Raw genomic sequence first — 24,950 nt, forward strand, 5'->3', positions numbered from 1 at the left:
TTCAGGCCTCTCGGGAGATGGTGGGTCGTGCGGGGAAGGGGTTTCGGGAACGCAGTGCGTTGTTGGAGGGGACTTCGACCAGCCGCCAGAGCAGGTGGGCGCAGCCGAGGCTGAGCACGAAGGCGGCCAGAATGGTGATGGCTGCGGGCAAGGGCTGCAGCGTGGCCGGTCCGACGATGGTGCGGGTCAGGGTCAGGATGATGTCGTGGACCATGTAGAACGCGAAGGACAGTTCGCCCAGGCGGACCGCTGCGGGGGAGGCGAAGATTCCCGGCGGGGATGTATCTTGCGCTGCGGCGATGACAAGCAGCAGCACGGGTATGACGTAGGCGGCGTCCATTTGCCAGGTGATGGGGAGAAAGAGGGACCCCCCGTAGCCGAGGGCCGCGAGCAGGAGGGACGGGCCGAGCGGGATGGTCGGCAGGTTTCTCTCACGCACCGCCCGGGCTGCGAGCATGCCCAGGGCGAACTCGAGGAGCCTGACCGGTGGCAGTGCATAGACGGCCCAGATTTGCGGGATGGAGGCGCCGAACAGCGGTGATTGGGCGTGGTTGGGGCCGAAGAGTTCCCCTGCTGGGAGCAACCCGGCGGCCAGCGGTGCCAGCGTGATCAGTCCGATCAGTGCAGCGCCGATGAGAAGTAGCCGGTGGCGTGGGATGCGGTTCACCAGTGGAAGAACGAACGGGAACGCGAGGTAGAAGAAGAGTTCGGCTGAGAGTGACCAGCTGGGGTGGTTGATGCTGAAGAAAGCGGTGTCGGCAGGTATCCAGGCGTGGACCAGTAACAGGTTGGCGACCGCTTCACCGATTGTGGAGGCGCCGAGCCCGCCGATGGCCAGGGCGATGAAAAAGGTCACGGCATGGTTCGGGACGATTTTGGCAATTCGTCGCCAGATGAACCTTCCGGGGGTGTCACCGGCGCGGGCTGACCACATGAGGACGAATCCGGAGAGGATGAAGAAAAACGTGACGCCGAACCATCCGCCATTTTTGAGGATGAACTGCAGGGGTTCAACTAGGCCCGAATCGCCGAGGTAGAAACGGCTCAGGCTGATGTGGAAGGCAAAAACAAGCAGCGCAGCGTAGAAGCGGAGCCCTGTCAGGGCGTCAAGGCGGCGGGCAGTTACCGGAAGTGTTCCGGTCGGTTCAGGCAAGAGGGATGCTTTGGGCATGGGAGAACACTCCCTTCGGGTCGTAGGTGGCGCGTGCGCGTTTGAGACGGGGCAGGTTGCCCTTGTAGTAGAGGTCGAACGAAGTCAGCCCGGAGGTGTTCCAAGTGCTGTCGTCCAGGTCCGTGTCTGCGTAGTTGATAAAAGCGCCATCTGCTGTGGAGTTCAGCGGAGGGACTCCTCCGGTGGAGGCGAACATGCCCCGGAAGGTGTTACGGGTCCAGGTGACGTTGGCTTGGTCATCTTCGGGGTTGTCCCAAATGGAGACGACCTGGAATTTGATGATGGAGTCCCGTTGGGGGACGGCTGTCGCGTCCGGGGCGACGGTGTTCACGGCCCCTCCGTAGGAGGCGATCATCAGCAACGCGCCTGGGTTGGTGATCGTTGGATCGTTCAGGCCCCGGTACGCAGCGGCGATTGCTTCGGGCGTGTAGGTTCGACGAAGGTACGCTGACTTGCCTTTGAACCGACGGGTCGAGTCGGGTCCGGTAAAACCGGTCCACTGCGTAGCCTGCATCCACGGCACGAGTCGTCGCTGGGTTACCTTCGCCGGAGGGATTCCCGCCGAGATCGCTGCCAGATAGCGGTTCAGGACGCCTTCGGCGTCAGGGGTTGCTGCATCGACGATGGTGTCCATGGTGATGAAGCCGTTGGAGCGGTGCCAGGTTTTGAGTTGGGCGAAAAGGTTCGCTTCCGGGGTCCCGGGGGCGGCGTGGTTTTCGTGCCACTGGCCGTGGTTGTTCAATAGGCGAGTAAATGATGCTTCATCGATGTCATCCCAGGACCAGGAGACGGTGCTGAGCCAGACGTGACGTGGCGGTGAGGGCAAGGCCTTTTCTGGCCGGTTTTCCGTGGCTGAGGGGCTGCGGAGCCAGTAGCGGGTCGCGATGCCAAAATTCCCGCCCCCGCCGCCGGTGTAGGCCCACCACAGTTCGTGGTGACGGTCCTGCGGGTCCCGGGTGCCGCGGCTGGTGGTGACAGAACCGTCCTGGCGGACGTGGACGGCTTCGACGGCCAGGAGGTGGTCGACGACGAGGCCGTCGCGGCGGTTCATTGATCCATAGCCGCCGCCGGCGATGTGGCCGCCGGCAGCTACGGTGGGGCAGTTCCCGGCGGGGACATAGACGCCCCATTGCTTGTAGAGCAGTTGGTAGACCAGTCCGAGCTGCGCGCCGGCGCCTACCTCGAAGGCATTCATCTCGGGGTCCCAGCGGACTTGGTCCATGGCGGAGAGATCGATGATGGATTTTACGGCCGGGTTGGCGACGAATCCTTCGTAGCAGTGCCCTCCGCTGCGGGCAGATGGTTTCAGTCCCAATCGCAGGACGGTGCGAAGTTCTTCGGCGACCTCGGCTGCTGTCCGGGGGAATGCGATGCGCTGGGCCTGTCCTTTCCATCGCAGGTTCGTGCCTTGTTGCAGGTCATCGAACTGTTCGGAGAGTGAGGTGATGACTTGATAGCCTCCGGTTCGGGCTGGGGTCTCGGTCGCTTGGGCTCGTGCGGGCGCACTGGTCAGGGCGATGGCGCCCAGCAGTGCACCACTGGCGCTGAGCATTGACCGGCGGGAGGCGGTGAGGCTCAAGAGAACGCTCCGATCGCGATGGGGGTCCGGAGCGCAGCGGCGTCCTTTTCGTAGGGCAGGGTACCGTCGGGCATGTTGATGATCTCGAGCTGGAGCCCGAATGGTGAGTTGAGGTACACCCACCTGTCCCCGGCGATGGGTCCATCTGTGATGGTCTCGGGTTCACCCAAGGTGGTGTAGCCGTTGATGGTCCGGAAGGAGTTGACCGTCTGGTCCACGTCGTCGGCGTGGAACGCGCCGTGATGGCCGCCCAGGTCGCTGTTGGCTGGCCGGGGTGAGGGGGAGCTCCCATGGAGTACTGCTACCGGAAGTCCTTGGTCGCTGCTGAAGAGGTAGCCAGTGGCCCCGAATGCTGTGATGGCCTCTTGTTGGCTGAAGCCGAGAGTGGATGTTAGTTGGTGTTGGGCGGTTGCGAAGTCGTATCTGCTCAGCGCAACTGCTCCGAGGAGGCGCTGCACTGGTCTGTGCTGGATTGCCAGATTGATCCCGGAAGGCAGTCCTATCTCATACCCGTTGATCGGGTGTTCGATGGGGCGGACTGTCGCGTTTTCGTTGTAAAGCCTGGCGATCACGCGGTCAGGGTCCGGGGTCTGGAAGATGAGGAAGAAACTGCCCGCCGCTCCCGGGGGAGTGTCCCAGGAGCGGCGTTCGGCGCCGTCGTATTCGAAAAGTTCGAGGTTGATACCGCGAACGTTCATTGCGGTCACCGTCAATGAGCAGGTTCCCCGAGCCCCCAGTTTCGCCGCCATCCATCCGGGTTCCCGATCAGTGATCGGTCCTTCTACGTAGCAGACCTCAGCGCCAAGGGCGTTCTTAAGGTCGTGGGTCGCTTGGCGAAGTGATCTGATAGTGAGACCGAAATGGTCAATTCCACGAATTCGGGCACGGTTCATGATTCCCCCTGGATGTGATGCGAGTCAGGCCTAGGTTGGGCCCTGTGCGGATGTGACGCGTTAGAACGCGGACGCGGTGCGCGTCCAGATGGTGCTGGTGGGTTAGAGGTTGGTGCCGCCGGTGGCGTCGATCTTCTGCCCGGTGATCCAGCGCGCTTCGTCGGAGGCAAGGAAAGCTACGATGCTTGCGATATCGTCGGGCTGGCCAACGCGACCCAGGGCGCTGCTGGCAGCTACCCCGGCTTGGGCTTCTTCGTTTCCGCGGAGCCAGCCAGCGTTGATGTCGGTGTCCACGACGCCTGGGGCGACCGAGTTTACGGTGATTTCCCTGGGCCCAAGGTGTTTGGCGAGGGTCAGAGTGAAGGCCTCAATAGCTCCCTTGGTGAGGGCGTAACCGATGATTTCCGGGAATGCTATGCGGGTGACGCCGGAGGAGATGTTGATGATGCGGCCTCCGTTAGCGATTCGGGTCAGCCCTTCCTTGACGATGAAGTAGGGTGCGTTGACGTTGATGGCCTGCTGGGTTAGGAAATCTTCCCGGCTGAAGTCTTCAATGGCCCCGCGCAGGGTGACCCCGGCATTGTTCACGAGGACGTGGATCGGCTGGTTCAAGGCGCCTGCTTCGGCAGCGGCCTTGTCGTAGGCGGCCCAAAAATCCTGTGCTGCGGTGTCGGCTCCAAGGTCTGCCTGGAAAGGGAAAGCCTTTCCTCCCGCAGCTTCGATGGAGGCCGCCACTTCCGCAGCCGCCTTCCCGTCGTGTCCGTAGTGGACAGCAACAGTCAAGCCTGCGGTGGCAAGGCGGGAGGAGATTGCCGCACCGATCCCTCGGCTGGCTCCAGTCACAACGGCGATGTGGTCTTTGTGTGTTTCGCTCATGAATGAGATACTTACATACGTTTAGCGATCACTACAAGAAAGATTTCGAAAACTTATTGTGGCGCTGGCCACAGCATGAAAAACCACTCTCGTGGAGGCAGCCGGAATAGATGCCGGCTGCTGGGGGCTCTTCTTGAGAGGAACGACGAGAGGACGACGATGTCAGGAAAAGCAGGCCAAGGCCGGAAATTCAATATCGACGACGCCCTGGAAGCAGCCACCTTGGTCTTCTGGGACAGCGGATACGAGGGCACCTCCTTGGCGGAGCTCACAAAAGCCATGGGCATCAACCCACCCAGCCTGTATAAGGCCTTCGGCTCCAAGGAAGACCTCTTCTTCTCCGTCGTGGACCACTACAACGCAACCCACGGAAGCTTCATGTCCACCGCGTTCGCAGAAGAAGAGAGCGGACTGAAACTCATGCGCCGGCTGCTGATAGAAGCCGCCGACCACTACCCGTCAACAACGTTCCCGGGAGGCTGTCTGGTGATCAGCTCCGCCGTCGCGGTCACCTCCGCGAACCGCCACGTCGCAGAACGGCTGTCCAAAATGCGCAACGACAACATCCTGGCCATGGCAGAAGCACTGACCCGGGACCGCGAAGCAGGCCGGATCTCCAAATCCACCGACACCCATGCAATGGCAGCCTTCGTCGGAGCGACGCTACAAGGTATGAGCCAGCAGGCCCGCGACGGCGCAAGCAAAGAGGACCTCCTCCGCATCGCCCACTACGCCATCACCGCCATAGAGGCATGACAGCGAACAGCACGTAGAACGAGTCTCCGTACGTGCCGTCGCGGGAGCAGCAGGGCGGCGCAACCAACAAGCCAGCTCGCGAAGTCGGCGACTCAACAGTGATTGTCCGGCTCCTCAGCAGCAGCGGACGGCGGTCACACGGGCTGGCTGTTTCCTCGACGGACGTCCCACCGGTTCGGGCGTTCCAGTTCCAAGGAAGTGGCACATCCGACCGCACCGCCAATATCGGGTGACGTGCCTGTCTTGTAACTAACGATGATTACCGATCTCGAAACACCTAGTTGCGAGGCATAGTTGCAAGACCCGCCGGGGTTCAGAATGGCAAGCTGCGCAGGGGAGCAGAGCTACATCAGTGAGACGTCTCTTATGCCAAGGGTTACGAGACGTGAGCTACCGCCAGGTCTCATTGGCTGGTTAGACTCGGGCGGTGAAAGCTGCCGCAATTTTGGCGTTTCCTCGCCGCTGCTTCAGGGCGCTCCTGTCATTGCGGGGGTTGCATGAGTCGAAACTCATGTCCATCCAACTCTCATTGTCACGGGTTCTCTACCGGAGGAGACTGGGGCGACGGCATCCCAACTCGGACCGCCTGCGAGGCCACCCGGCTGCGGGGCCTCACAGTAGCTTGTAGTGGCCTGGTGGATCAATGAGTTCTATGACACCCATCGAAAAGGCCGCTCAGCGGTCACGCCATTTCTTGCCCTTGCTGACTATCGCACTGATTGGATGTCTCGGCGGGTGCGAGTATGAGTCCGACGACGCATCCCTGCCGTCTGCCAGTTCTCCGATGACGGAGGCTCGCACGGTCCCACCGCTGCCTGAGAGTCGCGACCCTCGCACGGTCCCGCCGCTGCCGAAGAGTGGCGATATCGACGCCGGCACATATCTAGTCCCCGTCGACGGCTACAAGGAGCCTTTCGAGATCACCGTTCCAGGGGGCTGGTCTGCTCTCGACGGCAACAGCCTGGGCAAGGATGACCCGGATCACCCGGCTGAATGGGCCGTCCACCTGACCCTTGGGTCCGCGTTCTATGTGTCGATGGACGCATGCAACTGGAGGGGTGCCCTTGCCGATGTCGGTCCTGCGGACTGGGCCTTCACTAGGGCTATGGCGGCGCAATCGTCAACGGCAAGCACTCCTCCCGTAAAGATCATGGTGGGCGATTACCCCGGCTTCGAGTTCGACCACTCCGTCGAGGGCGACGTGGACATCCCGGCCTGGCGACAGCGGCAAGTTCTGCATCCACTCAGAAATGATGTACCACTGCACACACTGGTACTCGACTCAGAATGAACACGAGACCTACCGGGTGGTCGACTTGGAGGGCCGGCGGGCTGTCGTTGCGGTGGGCTATATCGACGAATCGATCAATCCGGAGCTGATGAGAGAGGCGCGCGCCGTTTTCGACTCGATCGTGTTCAGGTCCTTCAAGTGACCAGCTGATCCGATAGGCGATCCCGCCCGCGGTCTCCGACTCCTTCTCTGAACTCACCGGGGTGTTTCATAGCCTCTGTGTCTCGAAAAGCTGGGGTTTCGAGGCGAGTTCGAGCGGGCGCCGGAGGACGTTGCCTGCTGGCCCCGCACTAGACCTGGGTGAGTGATTCGAGGCGACACGGAGCGGATTCCCCCCGATGACTTGGCGCCACCCAATAGCCAATGCTCGCCCGGCCTTGGCTGAGGTCCTTCAGCCACAGCCCGATTTGGCCAACCGCCTGATCAGAAGAGGAATCAGCAATAGCGAAGGAGTACCCGGTGCCATCAACCAAGCGTTGGTGCTGTCTTTCAATGAAGGCCAGAGCTGCCTGGGAAGCGGTTTGTGATCCCGGTCTACGATTCCGAGGGTAAGAACATCGTCGGTGAATTCGTCATCGAAGACGGCAACGGTCAAACGGTACAAACCGGCATGCAGCCGTCAGCGCCAAGACGTGAAATCAGAAACAATAGTCGATGGACTATTGCCCTGTGGAGCTTGAGTGGGCCACCCAGGGTGATGCCCAGTTAATTGGCAGCGGCTACGAGTGCGGTGAAGACCCGTTCGGGTTCTTCTGCGATGCGGTTCAAGACGTATAACCACCATTGGTTGCCAAAGATCGAGTATTCGCGGGTGGCGTAGCCGTCCTTGCGCAATCGGTCTAAGGTGGCGGTGCCCAGCCCGAGTAGCATTTCGAATTCCACTTCAGGTCGGCGGATCAGATCCGGGTGTTCTGAGATGAGGTCTTCGATCAGTGTTGCGTCATGGGTGGCGATGGACAGCGGGTGTCCGGTCTCCAGGATGCGTCCCGCTAAACGGAGGTATGCCTCCCGAAGTTCGCCGCTGCCGCGAGGGTGAGCCCTGTCGGCCGGTTCAAGGAATGCTCCCTTGACCAAACGGATGACGCCCGGTCGTTCCAGCACCCGTTCCAGGTCGGCTGCACTCCGGTGTAGGCGTGCCTGGACGGTGATCCCCACAGGTAGCCCCTCAGCGCTCAGCTTGTCGTAGGTGTCCAGGACCAGATCCGTGCGGTTTGAACCTTCCGCGGAGATCATGAGCGAAGTACCCAACGGCGCTACGGCTTTGGCCATCGCGCGGACGTTCTCTGCTGCAAGTCCGGGGTCCACGAGGAGTCCCACGTGAGAGAGGTCGAAGGAAACGGTGCTGATAATCCTTGCCGCCCTGAGTGCGGTGATCAGCTCCAAAAAGACATTCGCTTCCTTACGCGCCAGCTCAGCATCGCGGACGCTTTCTCCTGCGTATTCAATACTGACCAGGTGCCCGCGTGCCATGGTGCGCTCAGCTGCCATCAAAGCATCATCAACGGTGTCACCTGCCGAATACTGCCGGGCGATCCTCGTTGCCACGGATGCCAACGAGGGCGAGGACATCACCTTTTCTTTGAGGTTTTCATCCAACGCCCAAGCGCGCAGCACATCCGCTGCCGCCTCACGATCAGTCATGCTCACAACTCTCCACTTCACGTTTATTCCGTAGTCATTAATACCGTATTGTGCGCTACGATATCTTATTGCTTATTGAAGGGGAAGTGGCATGCCGAGAACACGTGACGTCGAGAAACAAAAACGGGCCCTGACAGAGGCCACATGGGCTGTGCTCACTCGCGCCGGACTGACGGGGCTGACAGCCAGCGCCGTGGCGAAGGAAGCCGGATGCACCACCGGACTTGTGTTCCACACATTCCCCACGAAGCGTGACCTTCTAGTTCACGCGCGCAGGACGTTGACTGAACGCGCTGTCGCCCGGCTCGATGAGGTGGAGGCCAAAGCATCGGACCCGCTCAGCGCACTCCAGGATGTCGTTCGTGCGCTGCCCGCATATCGTCACGGGGCAACCGACGAAGCGCGGGTCTGGGTCAGTTTCCTCGCTGCAGCCGTTGCCGATGAAGACATCGCGGAACATCACCGTCTAGGTAATCGAATGCTGCTGCGCCGCATTGAACGGCTGGCCGAGGCGGCACGACCGGACTGGACTCACGACGATGTCACATCTTTTGCGGTGGACGTTTCGGCGTTGAGTGAGGGACTTAATGCAGTGTCATTGCTCGACACCCAAAGCTATTCCGCGGAGCGACAGGAGAGGTCCATCGACAGGCTCTTGGAGCGCACCAAATAGGTTCCTCGGCTGTACCTCTTCCAGGGGAGTGGAACATTCTCTGCTTGCCAGACAAATTATCTAGTGCGTCTGGTGCACAAAAGTCGGGCGGACGCTTGACTTGACAAAAGAATTCAGCCGCTTGAGACTCAAAGCGGCTTCGCGGTGTGATCGCCAACACATTCTTGGGGCGGGTGTGATGCCAGTAATTCACTAAAAATTCTGGGGAAGGAATTACGACATGCGTAAATCACGATTGGCTCTTTCCGGCGCTGCAGCCGCGGGTGCTATTGCAATCTCAGGGCTGGCCACGGCCCCGATGGCCTCCGCCAGTGCAGCGGCTTCGGTGACCGGGTCCTACGCCTACTACAACTCGTCCACCAACGTCCTAACGAGCCGGGACACCCGCGTGGATGGAGTCTCATCCGTAGCGCAGCTGAGGTACGTTTCGAACGGGACTACCTACATTGCGACGCTGACCAACAGTCAGGGAAGCGGCGAGCAGGCCCAAGCTCAGAGCAGCGGACTCCGAGGGACCGTTTACGTCCGGGCGTGCCTCAACAACCGAAGCGCCGGCACCGGCGTCTACGGCTGCTCAGGCTGGGTCGCCACGGCCGCTTAGGCGCGCAGTAAACGACGCGACGCTTCAGGGTTCCCTGCAACTACGGGAGCCCTGGCGCGTCCTGCGGTTTGACGGTCAACCAGTCGTCGCCGCCAAAGCGACGGCCCCGCAGCGAGATGGTGTCCCGCCATGGAGGCTTCAGGATTGTTGGTTCCGCCGCAGGCTGCGCCCGGACGTTGCTGCTCAGGAGGCGGTCGACTTGCTCAGTGGGTTGTCCGGCGAGGGTTCTCGAGGGCCTGAAGGAACACTGAACAAGGGCATGAGCCACTGAATCAACGGTCCGATCAGAAACGCTTCGGCCACGGTACCGATCCCCAGGGTCCCGCCCAGCAACCAGCCGGCTGCGGCAACTGTTACCTCGATCAATGTGCGGCAAGTGCGGATTGACCAGCCGGTCCGCTGCGCCAGGCCGGTCATCAGCCCGTCCCGTGCACCTGGGCCGAAGGAGGCCCCAAGGTAGCAGGCGCTGCCGACGGCCAGGAGCACCAGCCCCCCGGCAAGGTAGACGACTTGCCAGAGTAGTCCGTTGGCTTGGGGAATCAAAGGTATCGACAAGTCGACGAAGGCGCCGATCAACACGGCGTTCGCCAGAGTGCCCCAACCCGGGCGCATCCTCAGGGGGATCCATAGGAGGAGCACGAGAAAGCTGACCGCGATGATGACCATTCCGGTGCTGATTCCCGTCAGCCGGCCCAGACCTTGATGAAAGATGTCCCAAGGGGAGATTCCAAGTCCAGCTTTGATGAGGACGGCGATGGAAAAGCCGAAGAGCGACAGGCCTGCGAGTAATTGAGTGATTCTGCGTACCAACATCACACCAGCCTCCCCCAAACTGGCTCTGAAATATGTAGCCAGTTTGGACCTCTGGCTACCTCCAGATTCACGCCCCTGTGGATCTCATAAGGCACCCGTATGCCTGTCAGCGGTTGAAACCTCGGGAGCCGTGTCCACACGGGACATTCCGTTGATCAGGGTCACCAGAGAATCGCCATGCGTCAGTTGAGGATGGTGCCCGGCGCCCGTCACCGTGATCAGCTCAACATTTGGAAGTGACTCGAGCTGCTCAACTGCTCCTGGGGTGATGGGGTCCTCGCTTCCCACGATGATGCGGACCGGGCCGCTGAAACGCCCCAGCGCTTCCCGTAGTTCAGCACGCCATTGCTTGGAGCCCGCCAGGGCGAGATGCTTGGCCACCCTCTTGGCGCTGCTTCGCTTGAGGTCACTGAGGCTGGACGTGAGAGCAGCGGCGCTGGCTTCTGATCCGGTCAGCTGGCGTGACAGCCGTGCGGCGTCAATGTGTCGCAAGTAGGTGGATGCCAGCGGCCATAGTTTGGACGAAATACCCATCGGGGCTTGAAGGAAGAACGGTGCGATCAGCGTGAGGGACTTGACCTGTGCCGGGAGCTGGTAAGCCGCCAATACTGCCGCAGCCGCACCAATGGAGTGGCCGATGAGGTCAACGGGTTCGCCGTCCAGTAGAGCTGGCAGCCACTGTTCCCAGTCCTGAACGCCTGTTCCACTGCTGAGGCCGAGTCCGGGCAGGTCGACGACACGCGCGCCGATGCCCGACGCCACGGCTGCCCACGTGTCTGCATTGACCGGCAAGCCGGGAAGGACAACACGGCTGGACCCGGGTACGCCGAGCTCGAATGTGCGCAGACCGCCGACGTCGACGAATCGACGACCGTCAGACATGTCGGCGCCAAACCGATGAGCGGCCAGATGGTCGGCCCACCGCTCCACGGACACCAGAACATCCGGCATCTGAATCCCGTGTTTGTGGGCGAACTCGACGGCGGACTTTGTCGGATAGCGGTCGGCGGACATGAAGGTGAGCGTCTCGGGATCCGCTTTGGTGATCCGCTGCGGGAGTCGCTTGATGATCCCGATCGGCATCCTTAGCCGTGGGACGTTGACGCCGAGGTGCCGGGCGACATGGGTCAGGAGGTCTGCCAGCGGCGGGGTGGCGTCGTCGAGAATCCAATACGCCTTGCCGGCAGCAGCAGGATCGACCGCTGCTGCCGTCATGAAGGCTGCCAGATAGTCGACCGTGACCACCGGGAGGAACGTCGAGCCGTTTCCGGGCAGTGCGGCTACGGTGCCTTGCCAAATCTGCTCGATGGTGGTGGCCAGCCCGATGAGCTGGTCGGACTCCCCGGTCACGCTGTCGCCGATCAGGCTGGAGGGATTGACGATGGTCCAAGGGACCCCACCCTCCAGGGCCCGGGCCTGGAAGATGGCGTCGGATTCCACCTTGGAGGCTTCGTAGGCGCCAAGTTCCTTGTAGACCGCTGCGCGGTGGTCCTCTGACCATGGAACGGTTTTAGGGTCCTGTCCGCCGACGCGGTAGCCCGACACGTGGACGACGCGCTGCAGGTTGGGGAGGTCCCCGGCGAAGTCGATCAGCTTCTCGACGATGCCGACGTTCGCACTGCGTGCCTCTTGGGCGGTCATTCCGAATCGGTAGGACCCGGCGCAGTTGTGGATCTCGGTGATGGACGGGAATGCCGAGGGCCCGCCCGGGATGATCTCGGGAGCATCGAAGTCGACAATGGTCGTTCTGATGCTCCGTGTCAGACCATGCTCCTTGGCCCATCGCTCGACACCCGCTCCGGACTCGGCGGTCCGAACTGCCGCTGTGACGTTCGCGCCAGCTTTGGCGAGGGACAGGACGAGGTGTCGGCCGACCATTCCTGATGCCCCGAAGACCAGGGCGTGACGGGGGTTTTCGTGAGGCGTCATCGTGTCCCGCCAACGGTCTTGCAGCGCTGGTTGATGAGTTCCGCCACGACGTCAGCGGCCGATAACAGGGGTTGGGTGCTTTGCATGGCGCGGGAGACGATCACCGCCCCCTCAATCGTCGATACAACAACGGTTGCCAGAGACCGGGCTTCCTTGGCGTCAACGCCGCTGGCCTCGAGGAGCGCGGACGTCGGGGCGATCCACGCCTCGAAGGCAGCGGCACACGCCTGTCTCAGCCGCTCACTCTCTGCGCCCATCTCCAGGGTGACCACGGAAACCGGGCAACCCAGTCGGAAGTTGCTCTCGCTGACGATGGTGGCCAGAGCCTCGATCGCGGCCCGGGCAGCCTCAGCCGCGCTGCCGGCGGAAGTTGCTGCCTCCGCAATGAGTGTTTCGAACTGTTTCGCGGCGAGCTCGACCGCTGCGATGCCCAGGCCCTCCTTCCCGTCCGGGAAGTGGAAATAGATGGACCCCTTGGGAGCTGCGGCGTGTTCGATCACAGCATTCAGCCCGGTGCCGCTGTAACCGCTGGTCTGGATGAGCTGGAGCATTGACTCTGCCAGCCGAGCTTTTGTCATGTTTCCTTTTGAGGCCATGAAGAAATAATAGACTGGTCTACATATTTTGCAAACTCTCAAGAAGACAGTCTTCGTGAAACGCCAAGTGCCGCCGTCGTACTTCTTGTAAAAGTACGACGGCGGCACTTGCCGTATGCGGGTGGGTGACCGCTAAGCGGTCTGCCCGGCGTGCTGGCCCTCGGAGATCTCCTCGACCACCTTGGCGTTGAACGCGGGGAGGTCGTCCGGGGTGCGGCTGGTGACCAAGCCCTGGTCCACCACCACTTCCTCGTCGGTCCAGTTGGCGCCGGCATTCTTCAAATCCGTCTGGAGTGTGTGATACGAGGTGACGTTGCGGCCCTTGATCACGCCGGCGTCGATGAGAATCCACGGGCCGTGGCAGATGGATGCCACCGGCTTGTGCTGCTCAAAGAAGGCTCGAGTGAAGTTCTGCGCATCTTTGTCAACGCGGAGATGATCGGCGTTCACGACGCCGCCCGGAAGAACCAGTGCGTCAAATTCGGAGGCATCCGCGTCGGCAACTGCGAGGTCGACGTCGAACGTGTCACCCTTCTCCACGCCGTTGAAACCCTGGAGCTTTCCCTTGGAGGGAGCCACGAGGGTGGGTTCGCCGCCGGCATCCTTGACCGCCTGCCATGGGCTGGTGAGTTCCACCTGCTCCACGCCGTCCGTCAAGAGGAATGCGACCTTCTTGCCTGCGATGTTGTGTTCTGACATTGTTCCTCCTCCATTGCGCGGCGGGGTGCTTTTTAAGCGCGGGCCGCCACTGTGAGAGTTGTTTGTCTGACCTGCTCAAGCCTAGGGAATGCAGCTTTACTAAGCAAGCTGACTAATTTGCCGTCGCATCCGATGCTTGTTTAAGTATCGAATATCGATAGAATCAGGTTGTTGTTCGATAAAGGAGTTGTCCATGGGAAAGCTGACGATCCTCGCCCTGCGCATAGTGATCGCGATGGTGCTGGCGGGTTCGCTGTTCGTGCAGGTACGGATGGTGCCCCTGCTTTCCAACGACCTAGTGGAGGCGGGTGCGCCTGATGGGCCGCGGATTGCGTTGCTGGTCATCGTGGTCCTGGGAATTCTGTGTGTACAGGTGGTTGCGGTCTGTGTGTGGCGGCTGCTGACGATGGTGCGGCGTGGGACGGTCTTTTCGCATGGAGCGTTCCGTTTTGTGGACGTGATTTTTGGTGCCATCGCTGCCGCAGCAGTGCTGATGTTTGGCATCGCAGTGATCCTGGCGCCCGGCGATATCGCGCCGGGAGTCGTCATGCTGATCTGTGGCGCAGCGTTGATGATCGGGGGAGTGGCGCTGTTGGTGCTGGTGCTGCGGACCCTCCTTGCGCAGGCCGTTGCCCGGGACGTTGAGGCGGCCGGGTTGCGGGCCGAGCTCGACGAGGTGATTTGATGCCGATCATCGTGGACATTGACGTCATGCTGGCCAAGCGCAAAATGCCCGTCGGGGTGCTCGCCGAGAAGGTAGGCATCACCCCGGCGAACTTGGCCGTACTCAAGAACGGTCGTGCCAAAGCCGTGCGTTTTACTACGCTCGAAGCGCTGTGTGAGGTGCTGGAGTGCCAGCCGGGGGACCTGCTGCGGTGGGAGTCTGCTGATCGCTCGCATACCGCAACCCCATCTGCCGGCGGGCCTCATCCAGCAGTTCCATCGACCCAACCGACTCCGCTGGAGTCATGAACGGGCTCTCGGTCAGCCCGGATTGCAGGCAACGCGTCACCTCACGCAGCTCGTAACTGAATCCGTGTCCGAGCACCTCGAATTTCTCCGTCCGCGGCGTGCCGATGCGTGACTGAATAGTGAGTTCGGCCGGATTGAAAAGCGGAGCAGAGGACCGCAACCAACCTTCCGTGCCTCCCACTGTTATTACACTGGGGCATTCCGCGCCGATGGAGGTGATCAGCTGCGCCTGCGCGCCGCTCTGGTAGTTCAAGGTGAGGGAGTTCTGCAGGTCCACCCCCTCAGGAGTCAGGACTCCGGTGGCGACCATGTTTCGAGGCTCACCGAAAACTCCCAGCGCCCACGTCAGTGGATACACGGCGAGGTCCAGCAACGCTCCACCGCCTGCGGCCGGGTCCCAGATCCGCGCTGTGGGATCGAAGGCGGGCACGAAACCGAGGTCAGCCTGGAGCCAGCGCGGCTCCCCGATCTCCCCCGACTGCAAAATTTCGACCGCGCGGCAGAAACTGGGCAGGAACCGGGTCCACACGGCCTCCATCAGGAATAGTCCACGATCCCGGGCGAGATCCGCCAACTCCCGTGCCTGTACGGCGTTCATGGCGATGGGCTTTTCGCACAGGACATGCTTCCCCGCCGTCAGCGCGGCCAGCGCGACAGCATGATGCTGCGCATGAGGCGTGGCGATGTAGACGACGTCGACGGCGGGATCGGCCAGCAGCCGTTCATAGCCCGGCGTATCTCCGACATCCGAATAAGACGCTGCAAAGCCGAACTTCCCGGCAAAGCTGTGGGCCGACGCCTCCGAGCGCGAACTGACCGCCTGGAGAACGGCGTCCTCCAAGAGCGCGAGGTCTTGCACCACGCGTAAGGCGATGGAGCCCGTGGCCACAACTCCCCAGCGGATGGGACGGCCTGTCGCGACGGAAGGCGCGACGGTGCTGACGGGAGCAGGAAGCATGGAAGAGCCTTTCAAGGCAAGGGCTAAAAGCTAGACGGAATCGCGGATCACGATCGACGTTGGCATCCTGTTGACGCGTTCCGCCGGCTTGCCCTCGATCAGGTGAACCAGGGTCTCGGCCATTTTCTTGCCGAGTTCAACAATCGGGTGATGCACGGTGGTGAGGGCGGGGGTGACGGAGGTGGCAAAGGAATCGTCATCAAAACCCACGACGGCGATGTCCTCCGGGATGCGCAAACCCCGGCCTTGGATGGCGGTGTAGGCGCCGGCAGCCATCTGGTCGTTCGCTGCAAAAACGGCGTCAACAGGCACGCCGCGGTCCAACAATCGATGCATGGCTTTGGCGCCCGAGGCCAACGTGAAGTCGCCCTCCTCCACCAAACTTTCGCCAAGACCTGCCTCCCGCACAGCGGTCCTCCACCCCGCCAGGCGATCCAGGCCCGGGGGCATATCTTGCGGACCGGCAATAGTTGCAACGTTCTTTCGGCCGCTCTGGGTCAACAACCTGGTGACCTCGTAGGCCGCCTGCTCATTGGCCACATCCACGTAATAGCTTTCCTTGCCACCTACCAAGGGGCGTCCTGCGAACACCATGGGAAGGGACCCCGAGAGGTGCGTCCAGGAGTTGTCGCCGCTGTGGTGCGACACCACCAGGACGCCGTCCACGTTGCCTCCGAGCAAGAAGCTGCGGGTTTTCTCCGGCTTCGACTCCGAGGAGATCACCATGTTCAGGGTGTACTCCGTGTCGGTGAGATACAAGGCGATGCCCTGCACCACCGAGGCGAAGAACGGATCCGCGAAGACCTTGGATGTCGACTCCGGAACGATGAGCGTGACCGCGTTTGCCCTCCGTTTGGCCAAGGAACGGGCAGCACGGTTGGGCGTGTAGTCGAGTGCGAGGATGGCTTTCCTCACGGACTGCGCCATTTCCGGGTCCACACTGGGGCTGTCGTTGACCACGCGGGACACGGTGGCCCGCGACACCCCGGCCAAGGCAGCCACCATTTCAAGGGTGGGTACCGGCCGGGGGCCGCTGGTGTCCTGCGTCATGGTCATCTCCGGAACGTAAGAAAAAGTATGCCTCTGAAGGCTACTTTAGGCGTTCACTGTGGCCGTGGCAGAAGCCTTGGCTGAGGCGATGACCCGGGAATAAGCCAGTCCGCTGTCCTTCACCGTGCGCTCAAAGGTGTCGTAATCCACGCGAACCACCCCGAAGCGTTTGCCGTAACCCCAGGACCACTCAAAGTTGTCCAGGAGTGACCACACAAAGTAGCCGCGCACATCGGCGCCCTGGTCCAGTGCCTCGCCCACGGCCGTGATGTGATCCAGCACGAACTGGGTCCGCTCGGCATCATGGACCGCCCCGTCAGGAGTGACGACGTCGTCGTAAGCGGCACCGTTTTCGGTGATGTACAGCGGGGGCAGCGTGGGGTATTCCTCGCCAAGACGCACCAGGAGCTTCCGAAGTCCGTCCGGGTTGACCTCCCAGTTCATGGCAGTGCGCGGCAGGCCGCGGCTGGGGAATGCGATGTCCTCCGAACCGATCCAGCACGACGACGTCGGGCGGGTTGCGCCGCCCGAGTGGCCGTCGCCGTGTTCATCAGTGGGGTGACCACTGATGAGGTCATCGTGGTAGTGGTTGACGCCCAGGAAATCGATGGGAGCGCCGATGATCTCCAGGTCGCCGGGCTTGATGACGTCCCGGATGCCGAACTGCTCAAGGTCGTTGAGCGTGTCCTCCGGGTAAACGCCACGGAGGATCGGATCAAGGAAGATCCTGTTCTGCAGCGAATCGAACCGGCGCGCGGCGTCGAGGTCTACGGGATCGGAAGGATCCCGCGGGATGGAGTTGCTGAGGTTGAGCGTGATCCCCAACTGCTGGGCGCCGCGGCTCCGCAGCTCGTTGACCGCCAGGCCGTGGGCGAGGTGCTGGTGGTGGATCGCTGCGACGGCTGCTTCCGGCTCTTGACGGCCGGGAGCGTGAACGCCGGCCGCATAGCCCAGGAGTGAGGAGCAGAACGGTTCGTTGAACGTAGTCCAGTGCTGAACACGGTCACCCAGTGCTGAATAGACATCGTTCGCATAGTCGACGAAGCGGTAGGCGGTGTCGCGGTTGGCCCAGCCGCCCTTCTCCTCCAGCGCCTGCGGGAGGTCCCAGTGGTAAAGGGTCAACCAAGGGAGGATGCCGGCGTCGAGCAGCTCATCCACCAAGCGGGAGTAGAAGTCCAGGCCGACGGCGTTCGCGGAACGGCCGCCAGGCCGGACACGGGACCAGCTGGTGGAGAACCGGTAGGAATCCAGGCCCAGCTCCTTCATGATCCTGACGTCCTGGGGCATGCGGTGGTAGTGCTGCACCGCGTCCTTCAGCGTCTCGCCGTTGGCAATGGCACCCGGAATACGGGCGAAAGCATCCCACACGGAATCTTCCTTGCCGCCCTCGTGGCTGGCGCCTTCCACCTGGGCTGCGGCGGTGGCCGAGCCCCAGAGGAAGCCCTTGGGCCACTCCCTGTTAAAGGGGGTGACCGCTGGGTGGTTTGTTGCTTCGAATGGCATTAGCCCTTCACTGCTCCTTGCATGATTCCGGAAATAAGTTGACGGCCCGCCAGGACGAAGAGTGCCAGCAGCGGAAGTGTTGCCATGACGGCGCCGGCCAGGACGATCGAATAGTCCACGTAACGGGCCGACTGCAGTTGGCTGAGCGCCGTCTGCAAGGTGGGGTTGCCGGCGTCGAGCACCAGCAGGGGCCAGAGGAAATCAGTCCATGCCGTCATGAACGTGAAGAGGCCCAGGATTGCCATGGCCGGACGCGCGGCCGGCAGTGCAACATGCCAAAAGGTGGAGATCATGGACGCGCCATCCATACGTGCCGACTCGATGAGCTCGTCCGGGATCACGTCCACCAAGTACTGGCGCATGAAGAAGACACCGAACGCTGTGACCAGGGTAGGGATCACGACGGCGCCGATCTCACCTGTCCAGCCCAGCGTGCGCATCAGCATGAACAGCGGGATGATGCCGAGCTGCGTAGGGATGGCCATGGTGGCGATCACCGCAACCATCAGCCAGTTCCGGCCGCGGAAGCGCAGCTTGGCGAACGCGTATCCGGCAAGGGTTGAGAAGCCCACCACCGAGACGGTGATGATGCCCGAGATCAGGACGCTGTTGCCGAGCGCCAGCCAGAATGGGACGGTGTCGAAGACCTCCCCAACGTTGGTCCAGAAGTTGCCACCAGGGAACAGCGGCGGCCAGGTCTCCCCGAGGGCTTCGTTGGAGCGGCTGCCGATGATCACGGACCACCACAGCGGGTAGGCGGAGGCCAGGAAGAACGCCAGCAGCAACCCATAGGTGAGGAAGCCGGGCCGCCGGCCGTTGCCAAAGAGTGCTTTCCTAGCGGTCAGGGCTCGGGAGGTCTGCTGCGGAGCCGGGGTTTGTGGCCGGTTTTGCGTGAGGGTCATTTCCCGCTCCTCGGGGTTGAGTCTGGTGCCGCTGCCGCCTGGGCGGTGAGGCCGGCGTCGTCCGCTTTTGTATTCGCAGCGGAGGAACGCTTCCGACGGCGGCGACTGGCTGCTCCGCGATCATCGCCATTGGTGGCGATACGGCGTGAGATCAGCCAGTTCACGATGCCGAAAAGCAGGATGATCAGAAACAGGAGCCAGGCGATGGTGGAAGCCTTGCCGAAGTTCTGCCGCTGGAAAGCCATCTCCCACAGGTACAGCACAGTGGTCTGGAACTGGCGTGCCGTTCCGCCGGCTGCTACGGGATCGAAGAGCCTTGGCTCGGTAAAGATCTGCAGCCCGCCGATGGTGGCCGTGACAATGACGAACACCATGGTGGGCCGGATGCTCGGCAGCGTGATGCTGAAGAAGCGGCGGACGGAGCCGGCGCCGTCGATTGCTGCGGATTCGTAGATATCGCGCGGTACTGACTGCATGGCGGCCAAGAGGATGAGCGCGTTGTAGCCGGTCCAGCGCCAGTTCACCATGGTGGCGATGGCGATGTGGCTGGGAAGGGTGTCGTTCTTCCACATGATGGGATCGATGCCGAAGCTGGACAGGATGTTGTTGATGAGGCCGTACTGCTCGCCGAACATGTTGGTGAAGATCATGGCGACCGCCACGGGAGTCACAACGTAGGGGAGCAGGATGCTCATGCGCCAGAAGGTCTTGGCGCGCAGGTTCTGGTCCAGCACCGCGGCGATGATGGTGGCCATGATCAGCTGGGGGATGGTGGAAATCAGGAAGATGCTGACAGTGTTGAACAGGGAATTCCAGAAGAACCTGTCTTGAAGAACCTCAGCGAAGTTCTGGAATCCCACGAATTCGCCCTGGCCTTTGAGCAGGTGCCAGTCGAAGAGGGAGACGAAGAAGGTGTAGCCCAGGGGAAAGAGGCCTACCAGGGCAAACAGGATGAAAAACGGGGCGATGTAGAGGTACGGGGACGCCTTCATGTCGAGGACGTTGAGGCGCTGCCGGAACGACGGTTTCGGTTTGGTGGCAGCCGTTCTACCGGCGGCCGGGCGGTTCAAGGTGGTGGTCATGGTCGGGTCTCAGACTCTGTGAGGGGGCCTCCGGTTTCCCGGAGGCCCCACGGCCGGGTGCTGCTAGTTGTTGACCACGAGGTCGTTGAGGAGCTTGACGGCTTCATTCCAGGCTTGATCGGCGTTGCCCTTGCCCGAATCGAGCATCTTGAGGGCGGGTCCGAAGACGTTTTCCTGGATCACAGAGTCATCCGGACCCTTGAACTGGGCGATGACACCTTCTGCGCGGGACTCAAAGATGGCGCCGTAGGGAGCGTTGTTGAACAGTTCGTTCGGCTTTGCTGCTTCCACGATCTTCGCCTGTGCTTCGAGGGTGCTCGGGAAGTTGTTCGCTGCAGCGGACTGCTTGATCTGCTGTTCAGGTGCGGTCAGCCATGCTGCCAGCTTGGCTGCTTCAGCGGGGTGCTTGGAGCTCTTGGGGACCGAGAGGAAAGCGCCGCCCCAGTTGGAAGCACCGCCGGGGAAGACGTCGGCTACGTCCCAGCCGCTGGCTGCCCCTCCGCCTGCTGACTCGAGTTGGCCCTTGATGGTGCCGAGCATCCATGCCGGGCAAACGTGCGTGGCGAAGGAGCCGTCCACGAATGCCTTGCCGTTACCCCAGTCGAACTGGGTCTGGTTGGAGGACAGGCCATCGGCAGTGCCGGCAGCGAGCATGTCGAACTTCGCCCGCATTTCCTTGTTGCCCTCGACGTTCAGCTTGCCGTCCTTGGTGTAGTAACCCTCGTCCATCTGGTTGACCATGGAGTTCCAGACGAAGCCGGACTGGTCATACCAGGCCTTGCCTGTGGCCTCTTTGTACTGGCGGCCGAGCTTGAAGTACGTTTCCCAGCTTGCGTCCTTGCCGCCGAACAATTCCGCGACCTTCTCACGGTCGCTCGGCAGGCCTGCTGCCTCGAAGAGCTTGCCGTTGAAGCACAGGGCCTGCGGTCCGATGTCAGTGCCATAACCGATCACACGACCATTGGGGTCTGTGCCCTGCTTGAACTTCCAGTCCACCCAGTTGCCCTTGATGTCCTCGGCGCCGTGCTCCTTGAGGTCCACAAACTGGTCCGAAACCTCCATAATGGAGCCGAGCCAGCCCTCCTCGATGGCCGTGACGTCGCTGAGTCCGGAGCCGGCGGCCAGCTTAGTGAACGCATCGGTCCGGGCGTTGGAACCGCGATCGATGTTGGTGGCCTCGATGGTGACTCCGGGGTTCTGCTTCTCATATTCGGCGTACAGGTCGTCGTATCCGAAAGTGCCGAAGGTGGTCACGGTCAGCGTGACGGGATTGTCTGCGCTCGCCGCTTTGTCGCCTCCGCCGCTGCAGCCGGCCGCCACGAGGGCAAGAGAGGCTACGCCCGCCATGGCAGTGAATTTCCTTAGTCGCGAAAACTCCACGATCACTCCTTTGTGTGTTCGAGCGACCGTACGCCTATGGCGAGAGAGCGCTCTCTGGGATGTGGGACCAATGTATGTGCTGCAAGTCACGTACGTCAAGAGAGCGCTCTCTGGAGTTGGTTCTGTGTCTTCGTGCGTCGGTGCCGCCGAGGGGTGAGCTCTCATGCTGCCGAGGGGTTAGCTCTCGGGGTTATGGGGGGTTCTTATTGCCGAAAGCTCACCCCTCGGTGGGTGCTTCCCGCCAACAATCCCGAAGGGTCTGATTGGTGCGAGCAAAGGTAATGGTGCTGCCAGGCTCGAGCTCTGACGGTGTTAGCGTTCAAGGGTGCATTCTGTTGACTATGGGGCGGGAACCCCAATCCTGATCATCCACGGATTCTGCGTTGATCACCGCCTTTTGTTGGGGCTCGACCCCGTGTTCGATGCTCACGGTCAGTGGCGGCGGGTCTATGTGGACTTGCCGGGCATGGGCCAATCCGCGGCAGGACCCGAGATCGATAGCGCGGATGCCGTGGCCGAAGCGGTTGTCTCCTTTGCCCGGAAGACCTTCGGTGCCGAAAGGTTCGCTGTCCTCGGAAACTCCTTCGGTGGCATGATCGCCCGTCACCTGGTGGCCGAATTCGGGGAACAGGTACTGGGCCTGGCGCTCCTCTGCCCAGTGGTCGTTGCGGATCACGGTTCCCGAACCCTGCCTGCCAAGATAGTGCTCCAAACAGACCCGATCTTGTTAGCGGCCTTGGAACCCGCGGACGCGGCCGACTATGAGACCATGGCCGTGGTCCAATCTCCCGAGAATTGGTTTCTTTTCCGAGACGCGGCCCTGCCGGGGTTTCGCGTATTCGATCAAGCCGCGATCCAACGGATCTCGAGCAACTACACACTCCGTGCCGAGCCGGAAAGTCGCTTCGCCAACTTTCAAGGACCCGCGCTGATTCTCGCCGGTCGTCAGGACCATGTGGTGGGGTTTGAGGACCAGACTGCGCTGGCGCGCAGCTATGCACAGTCCACCACCGCCGTCCTGGATCGAGCGGGTCACAACGCGCACCTGGACCAGCCGGAGCTAACGGCTGCCCTCCTTTGGGAGTGGCTTGGCCGGGTGGAAAGGTCCATGGGACGCGAGGCCGCGGACTGACGCCTTCAGCTTAACCACGACGGCGGTCCTCGCCCGAGCATTCGGTGAGGACCGCCGTCGTGGTTCAGCTAGCCACGGACATCACGCGTGCTGAACTTGAATCCTGCAAAGGCTACGAGGCCGGCCGTCCAGGTGAACGTTACTATCGCTGCGGTGAGAGTACCCAGGTCCGCGTCCGGGTAGGACCCTGTAACCAAGCCTGGGTCGAACAGCAGAACCCCGGCCACGGTGGGGAGATAGGCAAAGGCCGGAGTCAGCAGGAGCAACATCAGCGACAGTTGTGACACCACAATGAGAGTAAACAGCGGGATCAGCGTCTGCTTGAGCAAGACGCCAAGGGCGAAACCTATGAGGGCTATGGCATCCCAGAAAGCTATGGCACCGACCCAACGGAGAATAAGGCTTGCCGGAATGGTCCCGTTGATCACGGAAAGCTCCCCAAGTCCGGATTGAGACAGCACGCTCAACAGCGGGATGGTCACAACACCCAGCAGTGTGACGAACACTGTCAACGCAGCGCACTTGGCCAAATACAGGCGCTCGCGGTTCGGCACTGCCACCAGGCTGGTCCGTAGTTGGCCCGACACGTACTCACTTGATGCGGAAATGACGCCAATAACAATGATTCCAATCAGTCCCAGGGCAACCCAATCGAAGCCGACCGTTTCCGGACTCGCGCCAGGAGCCAGCCCCGGGTCATTGGTTCGGAGCGCGTCCCCAACCGGCCCCGCTTGGGACCACCCGATGAGGACGACGATGAGCCACGTCAGGGCTGCGGTGATCCACAGAGACCTTAAAGTGATGAGTTTTGTGAGTTCGGCACGGAACAGGCTGGGTTTACTGGCGGTGGCCACGAGTGAACTCATGCGGCGTTTCCTTTGGTCGCATTGCCGGTCCAATCGAAGTAGGCGGCTTCCAGGTCGTGGTGACCTGCTACCAGATCGCTGGCGTTTCCGGATTGAACAATGCGGCCACCGGAAATGACGACGATGTGGTCAGCGACGTGCTGCACCTCATTGATGAGATGGCTGGAGATAAGGACCGTCTTACCGTTGGCGGCGAGGGTTCGGAGCAGTTCACGGATCCAGCGGATTCCTTCCGGGTCCAGGCCGTTAGTGGGTTCATCAAGAACAATAACGTGCGGATCGCCGAGGAGGGCCGCGGCGATTCCGAGTCTCTGGCCCATACCCAGTGAGTAGGCTCCCACGCGCTTCCGGGCGGCGTCCGAAAGCCCGACGAGCTCCAGAACTTCACGGATCCTGGAAAGCGGAATGCCGTTGGATTGAGCCATCCAGATGAGATGGGCCTTTGCCGTGCGGCCCTTGTGGGCTCCTGAGCCATCGAGCTGGGCTCCCACCGTCCACAGGGGAGCGGTGAGGTCCTGGTAGGGCTTTCCTTCAATGAGAGCGGACCCGCTGTCCGCCCGGTCGAGGCCTAGAAGCAGCCGAAAAGTTGTGGACTTGCCGGCGCCGTTCGGACCGAGGAAGGCGGTGACTTTCCCGGGCTCGGCCGTCAGCGAGACGTCGATGATTCCGTCCGACTGCCCGTATTTCTTGCTCAAATTCTTGATCTCGATCATTGTCTGGTCTCCTTGGGTAGTCGATGTCACTTAGCGGCGAACCGGCTGGCGGCGAAACAGAAGATGCGCGGTGATCAGCGCTGCGGCCACCCAAACCGCGAGGACCACCCCACCCGTCGCGGGCCCTAAGTCGCCCGGCGTAGGAGGCGGAAGCTGGTAGAGCTGGGCTCCCGCCTGATCCGGCAGAAACTTGGCAAGGGGTGTGATGTTCACCAGGTAGGTGGAGACAATGAGGGCCATCGCCAAGACCGTGCCCATGGCCGCCAATCCGCTGCGCAGGACCACCGACAATGCGTAGGTGAATACGGCGATGAGGACCCAGTAAAGGATCACGCCCCAAAGGACTCCGGATGTGGCTTGTGGAGTCGCTGCTATCTGGCTGCTTTCGGCTGTGCAGTCGATGGCCACGCAACGAATCCCTGCCGACCCGAACACGCTCAGGACAGCCGTGATAAATGCAGCGGCGACGACCACGACTGCTTTGGCTGCCAACACGGCGCTTCGCTGCGGGAGGCTGATTAAGGTGCTTCGGAGAGAACCGCTGTCCGATTCCTGGTGCATCGACCATGCCGCAAGGAGAATTACCCCGATCTGCCCGTGGTGAAGGATGACCAGAAAAGCGGTTCCTCCTAAGAGTCCGGCTGCCTCTTCCGGCCTGCCAGCCCTATGTGCGGCCGCGATGAGGTTCGTTAGTACCCAGGACAGAAGCACTGTCAGCATGACAGTTCCAACCATGGTGTTGAGGCAAAGCCGCAGGGTGAGGAGCTTGGTGGTTTCGGCCCTGACGGCGCGGGCCATGGTGGTTCGTGACCCCGGCCGCACGCCGAAGGTCGCTATGGAAGATGCTGGCATAACTCAAGTCAATCCGGCTCAG

25 protein-coding genes and 1 pseudogene are annotated in these 24,950 nt (G+C 61.7%); 7 read left to right on the forward strand and 19 right to left on the reverse strand.

The window, feature by feature from the left end; genetic code table 11:
- Window position 1 precedes the first annotated feature (1 nt).
- The 4 genes from QEH68_RS00570 to QEH68_RS00585 form a co-directional block, all read right to left on the reverse strand.
- Window positions 2-1,171: an acyltransferase gene (locus QEH68_RS00570; RefSeq protein ID WP_280625475.1), complete on the reverse strand. Its 1,170-nt coding sequence runs from the start codon at window positions 1,169-1,171 to the stop codon at window positions 2-4.
- Entirely contained in the window at window positions 1,146-2,750 is a 1,605-nt protein-coding gene (locus QEH68_RS00575; RefSeq protein WP_280625478.1) for an FAD-binding protein, read from the reverse strand. The genes QEH68_RS00570 and QEH68_RS00575 overlap by 26 nt, the downstream gene beginning before the upstream one ends.
- Entirely contained in the window at window positions 2,747-3,448 is a 702-nt protein-coding gene (locus QEH68_RS00580) for a hypothetical protein (RefSeq protein ID WP_280625482.1), read from the reverse strand. Before QEH68_RS00580 ends, QEH68_RS00575 begins: the two co-directional genes overlap by 4 nt.
- 297 nt (window positions 3,449-3,745) lie before the next feature.
- Window positions 3,746-4,519, reverse strand: a complete 774-nt coding sequence (locus QEH68_RS00585; protein WP_280625485.1) for an SDR family oxidoreductase — start codon at window positions 4,517-4,519, stop codon at window positions 3,746-3,748.
- A 159-nt stretch (window positions 4,520-4,678) separates the two neighbouring features.
- Here QEH68_RS00585 and QEH68_RS00590 point away from each other — a divergent pair, with 159 nt between their 5' ends.
- Complete coding sequence (locus QEH68_RS00590; protein ID WP_280625488.1) at window positions 4,679-5,275, forward strand: TetR/AcrR family transcriptional regulator; 597 nt, start codon at window positions 4,679-4,681, stop codon at window positions 5,273-5,275.
- Window positions 5,276-6,059: 784 nt separating this feature from the next.
- Window positions 6,060-6,566, forward strand: coding sequence for a hypothetical protein (locus QEH68_RS00595; RefSeq protein WP_280625491.1), 507 nt, complete (start codon window positions 6,060-6,062; stop codon window positions 6,564-6,566).
- 290 nt (window positions 6,567-6,856) lie between these two features.
- Here the strand turns inward: QEH68_RS00595 and QEH68_RS00600 are convergent, their stop codons facing one another.
- Together QEH68_RS00600 and QEH68_RS00605 are read right to left on the reverse strand one after the other, a co-directional pair.
- A complete protein-coding gene (locus QEH68_RS00600; RefSeq protein WP_280625494.1) occupies window positions 6,857-7,039 on the reverse strand; it encodes a GNAT family N-acetyltransferase in 183 nt (60 codons plus the stop codon).
- Between the two features lie 232 nt (window positions 7,040-7,271).
- Entirely contained in the window at window positions 7,272-8,207 is a 936-nt protein-coding gene (locus QEH68_RS00605) for a proline dehydrogenase family protein (protein ID WP_280625499.1), read from the reverse strand.
- A 91-nt stretch (window positions 8,208-8,298) separates the two neighbouring features.
- Between QEH68_RS00605 and QEH68_RS00610 the strand changes: the two genes are divergently transcribed.
- Complete coding sequence (locus tag QEH68_RS00610; protein ID WP_280625504.1) at window positions 8,299-8,880, forward strand: TetR/AcrR family transcriptional regulator; 582 nt, start codon at window positions 8,299-8,301, stop codon at window positions 8,878-8,880.
- Window positions 8,881-9,100: 220 nt separating this feature from the next.
- Entirely contained in the window at window positions 9,101-9,481 is a 381-nt protein-coding gene (locus QEH68_RS00615; RefSeq protein ID WP_280625508.1) for a hypothetical protein, read from the forward strand.
- Between the two features lie 183 nt (window positions 9,482-9,664).
- Here the strand turns inward: QEH68_RS00615 and QEH68_RS00620 are convergent, their stop codons facing one another.
- From QEH68_RS00620 to QEH68_RS00635, 4 genes are all read right to left on the reverse strand, one after another.
- Window positions 9,665-10,294, reverse strand: coding sequence for a hypothetical protein (locus tag QEH68_RS00620; RefSeq protein ID WP_280625510.1), 630 nt, complete (start codon window positions 10,292-10,294; stop codon window positions 9,665-9,667).
- 84 nt (window positions 10,295-10,378) lie between these two features.
- Complete coding sequence (locus QEH68_RS00625; protein WP_280625515.1) at window positions 10,379-12,223, reverse strand: alpha/beta fold hydrolase; 1,845 nt, start codon at window positions 12,221-12,223, stop codon at window positions 10,379-10,381.
- Entirely contained in the window at window positions 12,220-12,801 is a 582-nt protein-coding gene (locus tag QEH68_RS00630; RefSeq protein WP_242703469.1) for a TetR/AcrR family transcriptional regulator, read from the reverse strand. The genes QEH68_RS00625 and QEH68_RS00630 overlap by 4 nt, the downstream gene beginning before the upstream one ends.
- A 150-nt stretch (window positions 12,802-12,951) precedes the next feature.
- Window positions 12,952-13,518 carry a type 1 glutamine amidotransferase domain-containing protein gene (locus QEH68_RS00635; RefSeq protein ID WP_280625520.1) on the reverse strand — a complete coding sequence of 189 codons (567 nt, stop codon included), beginning with the start codon at window positions 13,516-13,518 and terminating at the stop codon, window positions 12,952-12,954.
- Between the two features lie 193 nt (window positions 13,519-13,711).
- On the opposite strand from QEH68_RS00635, the gene QEH68_RS00640 reads away from it, so the two are divergent.
- Window positions 13,712-14,203 carry a DUF2975 domain-containing protein gene (locus QEH68_RS00640; protein ID WP_207595671.1) on the forward strand — a complete coding sequence of 164 codons (492 nt, stop codon included), beginning with the start codon at window positions 13,712-13,714 and terminating at the stop codon, window positions 14,201-14,203.
- Window positions 14,203-14,490: a helix-turn-helix transcriptional regulator gene (locus QEH68_RS00645; RefSeq protein WP_337340186.1), complete on the forward strand. Its 288-nt coding sequence runs from the start codon at window positions 14,203-14,205 to the stop codon at window positions 14,488-14,490. The genes QEH68_RS00640 and QEH68_RS00645 overlap by 1 nt, the downstream gene beginning before the upstream one ends.
- A 595-nt stretch (window positions 14,491-15,085) precedes the next feature.
- On the opposite strand, the pseudogene QEH68_RS22515 reads toward QEH68_RS00645, so the two are convergent.
- From QEH68_RS22515 to QEH68_RS00675, 6 genes and pseudogenes are all read right to left on the reverse strand, one after another.
- A pseudogene (locus QEH68_RS22515) lies at window positions 15,086-15,448 on the reverse strand (Gfo/Idh/MocA family oxidoreductase); the annotation flags it as partial.
- 30 nt (window positions 15,449-15,478) lie between these two features.
- Window positions 15,479-16,498, reverse strand: a complete 1,020-nt coding sequence (locus QEH68_RS00655) for a LacI family DNA-binding transcriptional regulator (protein WP_207597414.1) — start codon at window positions 16,496-16,498, stop codon at window positions 15,479-15,481.
- Window positions 16,499-16,543: 45 nt separating this feature from the next.
- Window positions 16,544-18,001 carry a GH1 family beta-glucosidase gene (locus QEH68_RS00660; RefSeq protein ID WP_280625526.1) on the reverse strand — a complete coding sequence of 486 codons (1,458 nt, stop codon included), beginning with the start codon at window positions 17,999-18,001 and terminating at the stop codon, window positions 16,544-16,546.
- The gene (locus QEH68_RS00665) at window positions 18,001-18,903 is read right to left on the reverse strand and encodes a carbohydrate ABC transporter permease (protein WP_280625528.1); all 903 of its coding nucleotides are present in this window, start codon (window positions 18,901-18,903) and stop codon (window positions 18,001-18,003) included. Before QEH68_RS00665 ends, QEH68_RS00660 begins: the two co-directional genes overlap by 1 nt.
- The gene (locus tag QEH68_RS00670) at window positions 18,900-19,985 is read right to left on the reverse strand and encodes a sugar ABC transporter permease (RefSeq protein ID WP_280625530.1); all 1,086 of its coding nucleotides are present in this window, start codon (window positions 19,983-19,985) and stop codon (window positions 18,900-18,902) included. Before QEH68_RS00670 ends, QEH68_RS00665 begins: the two co-directional genes overlap by 4 nt.
- Before the next feature lie 63 nt (window positions 19,986-20,048).
- Window positions 20,049-21,365 carry an extracellular solute-binding protein gene (locus QEH68_RS00675; protein ID WP_280625533.1) on the reverse strand — a complete coding sequence of 439 codons (1,317 nt, stop codon included), beginning with the start codon at window positions 21,363-21,365 and terminating at the stop codon, window positions 20,049-20,051.
- A gap of 325 nt (window positions 21,366-21,690) precedes the next feature.
- Here QEH68_RS00675 and QEH68_RS00680 point away from each other — a divergent pair, with 325 nt between their 5' ends.
- Window positions 21,691-22,497, forward strand: a complete 807-nt coding sequence (locus QEH68_RS00680; RefSeq protein ID WP_280625535.1) for an alpha/beta fold hydrolase — start codon at window positions 21,691-21,693, stop codon at window positions 22,495-22,497.
- A gap of 68 nt (window positions 22,498-22,565) precedes the next feature.
- On the opposite strand, the gene QEH68_RS00685 is transcribed toward QEH68_RS00680, so the two are convergent.
- Genes QEH68_RS00685 through QEH68_RS00695 form a run of 3 tightly spaced genes read right to left on the reverse strand, consistent with a single transcriptional unit; the run spans window position 22,566 to window position 24,928 of the window.
- Window positions 22,566-23,363 carry a hypothetical protein gene (locus QEH68_RS00685; RefSeq protein ID WP_280625536.1) on the reverse strand — a complete coding sequence of 266 codons (798 nt, stop codon included), beginning with the start codon at window positions 23,361-23,363 and terminating at the stop codon, window positions 22,566-22,568.
- Window positions 23,360-24,076, reverse strand: coding sequence for an ATP-binding cassette domain-containing protein (locus tag QEH68_RS00690; RefSeq protein ID WP_207595679.1), 717 nt, complete (start codon window positions 24,074-24,076; stop codon window positions 23,360-23,362). The genes QEH68_RS00685 and QEH68_RS00690 overlap by 4 nt, the downstream gene beginning before the upstream one ends.
- 30 nt (window positions 24,077-24,106) lie before the next feature.
- A complete protein-coding gene (locus tag QEH68_RS00695; protein ID WP_280625541.1) occupies window positions 24,107-24,928 on the reverse strand; it encodes a hypothetical protein in 822 nt (273 codons plus the stop codon).
- Window positions 24,929-24,950: the final 22 nt, after the last annotated feature.

The organism is Paenarthrobacter sp. OM7 (assembly GCF_029873575.1).
GTDB lineage: Bacteria > Actinomycetota > Actinomycetes > Actinomycetales > Micrococcaceae > Arthrobacter.

Bases quoted from the DNA above. Each gene is read 5' to 3' on its own strand.
- QEH68_RS00685 (WP_280625536.1), bottom strand. From the start codon at position 23,363: ATGAGTTCACTCGTGGCCACCGCCAGTAAACCCAGCCTGTTCCGTGCC.
- QEH68_RS00620 (WP_280625510.1), bottom strand. From the start codon at position 10,294: ATGTTGGTACGCAGAATCACTCAATTACTCGCAGGCCTGTCGCTCTTC.
- QEH68_RS00645 (WP_337340186.1), top strand. From the start codon at position 14,203: ATGCCGATCATCGTGGACATTGACGTCATGCTGGCCAAGCGCAAAATG.
- QEH68_RS00625 (WP_280625515.1), bottom strand. From the start codon at position 12,223: ATGACGCCTCACGAAAACCCCCGTCACGCCCTGGTCTTCGGGGCATCA.
- QEH68_RS00615 (WP_280625508.1), top strand. From the start codon at position 9,101: ATGCGTAAATCACGATTGGCTCTTTCCGGCGCTGCAGCCGCGGGTGCT.
- QEH68_RS00670 (WP_280625530.1), bottom strand. From the start codon at position 19,985: ATGACCACCACCTTGAACCGCCCGGCCGCCGGTAGAACGGCTGCCACC.
- QEH68_RS00635 (WP_280625520.1), bottom strand. From the start codon at position 13,518: ATGTCAGAACACAACATCGCAGGCAAGAAGGTCGCATTCCTCTTGACG.
- QEH68_RS00595 (WP_280625491.1), top strand. From the start codon at position 6,060: ATGACGGAGGCTCGCACGGTCCCACCGCTGCCTGAGAGTCGCGACCCT.
- QEH68_RS00655 (WP_207597414.1), bottom strand. From the start codon at position 16,498: ATGACGCAGGACACCAGCGGCCCCCGGCCGGTACCCACCCTTGAAATG.
- QEH68_RS00695 (WP_280625541.1), bottom strand. From the start codon at position 24,928: ATGCCAGCATCTTCCATAGCGACCTTCGGCGTGCGGCCGGGGTCACGA.
- QEH68_RS00590 (WP_280625488.1), top strand. From the start codon at position 4,679: ATGTCAGGAAAAGCAGGCCAAGGCCGGAAATTCAATATCGACGACGCC.
- QEH68_RS00660 (WP_280625526.1), bottom strand. From the start codon at position 18,001: ATGCCATTCGAAGCAACAAACCACCCAGCGGTCACCCCCTTTAACAGG.
- QEH68_RS00690 (WP_207595679.1), bottom strand. From the start codon at position 24,076: ATGATCGAGATCAAGAATTTGAGCAAGAAATACGGGCAGTCGGACGGA.
- QEH68_RS00665 (WP_280625528.1), bottom strand. From the start codon at position 18,903: ATGACCCTCACGCAAAACCGGCCACAAACCCCGGCTCCGCAGCAGACC.
- QEH68_RS00630 (WP_242703469.1), bottom strand. From the start codon at position 12,801: ATGACAAAAGCTCGGCTGGCAGAGTCAATGCTCCAGCTCATCCAGACC.
- QEH68_RS00640 (WP_207595671.1), top strand. From the start codon at position 13,712: ATGGGAAAGCTGACGATCCTCGCCCTGCGCATAGTGATCGCGATGGTG.
- QEH68_RS00610 (WP_280625504.1), top strand. From the start codon at position 8,299: ATGCCGAGAACACGTGACGTCGAGAAACAAAAACGGGCCCTGACAGAG.
- QEH68_RS00605 (WP_280625499.1), bottom strand. From the start codon at position 8,207: ATGACTGATCGTGAGGCGGCAGCGGATGTGCTGCGCGCTTGGGCGTTG.
- QEH68_RS00580 (WP_280625482.1), bottom strand. From the start codon at position 3,448: ATGAACGTTCGCGGTATCAACCTCGAACTTTTCGAATACGACGGCGCC.
- QEH68_RS00570 (WP_280625475.1), bottom strand. From the start codon at position 1,171: ATGCCCAAAGCATCCCTCTTGCCTGAACCGACCGGAACACTTCCGGTA.
- QEH68_RS00585 (WP_280625485.1), bottom strand. From the start codon at position 4,519: ATGAGCGAAACACACAAAGACCACATCGCCGTTGTGACTGGAGCCAGC.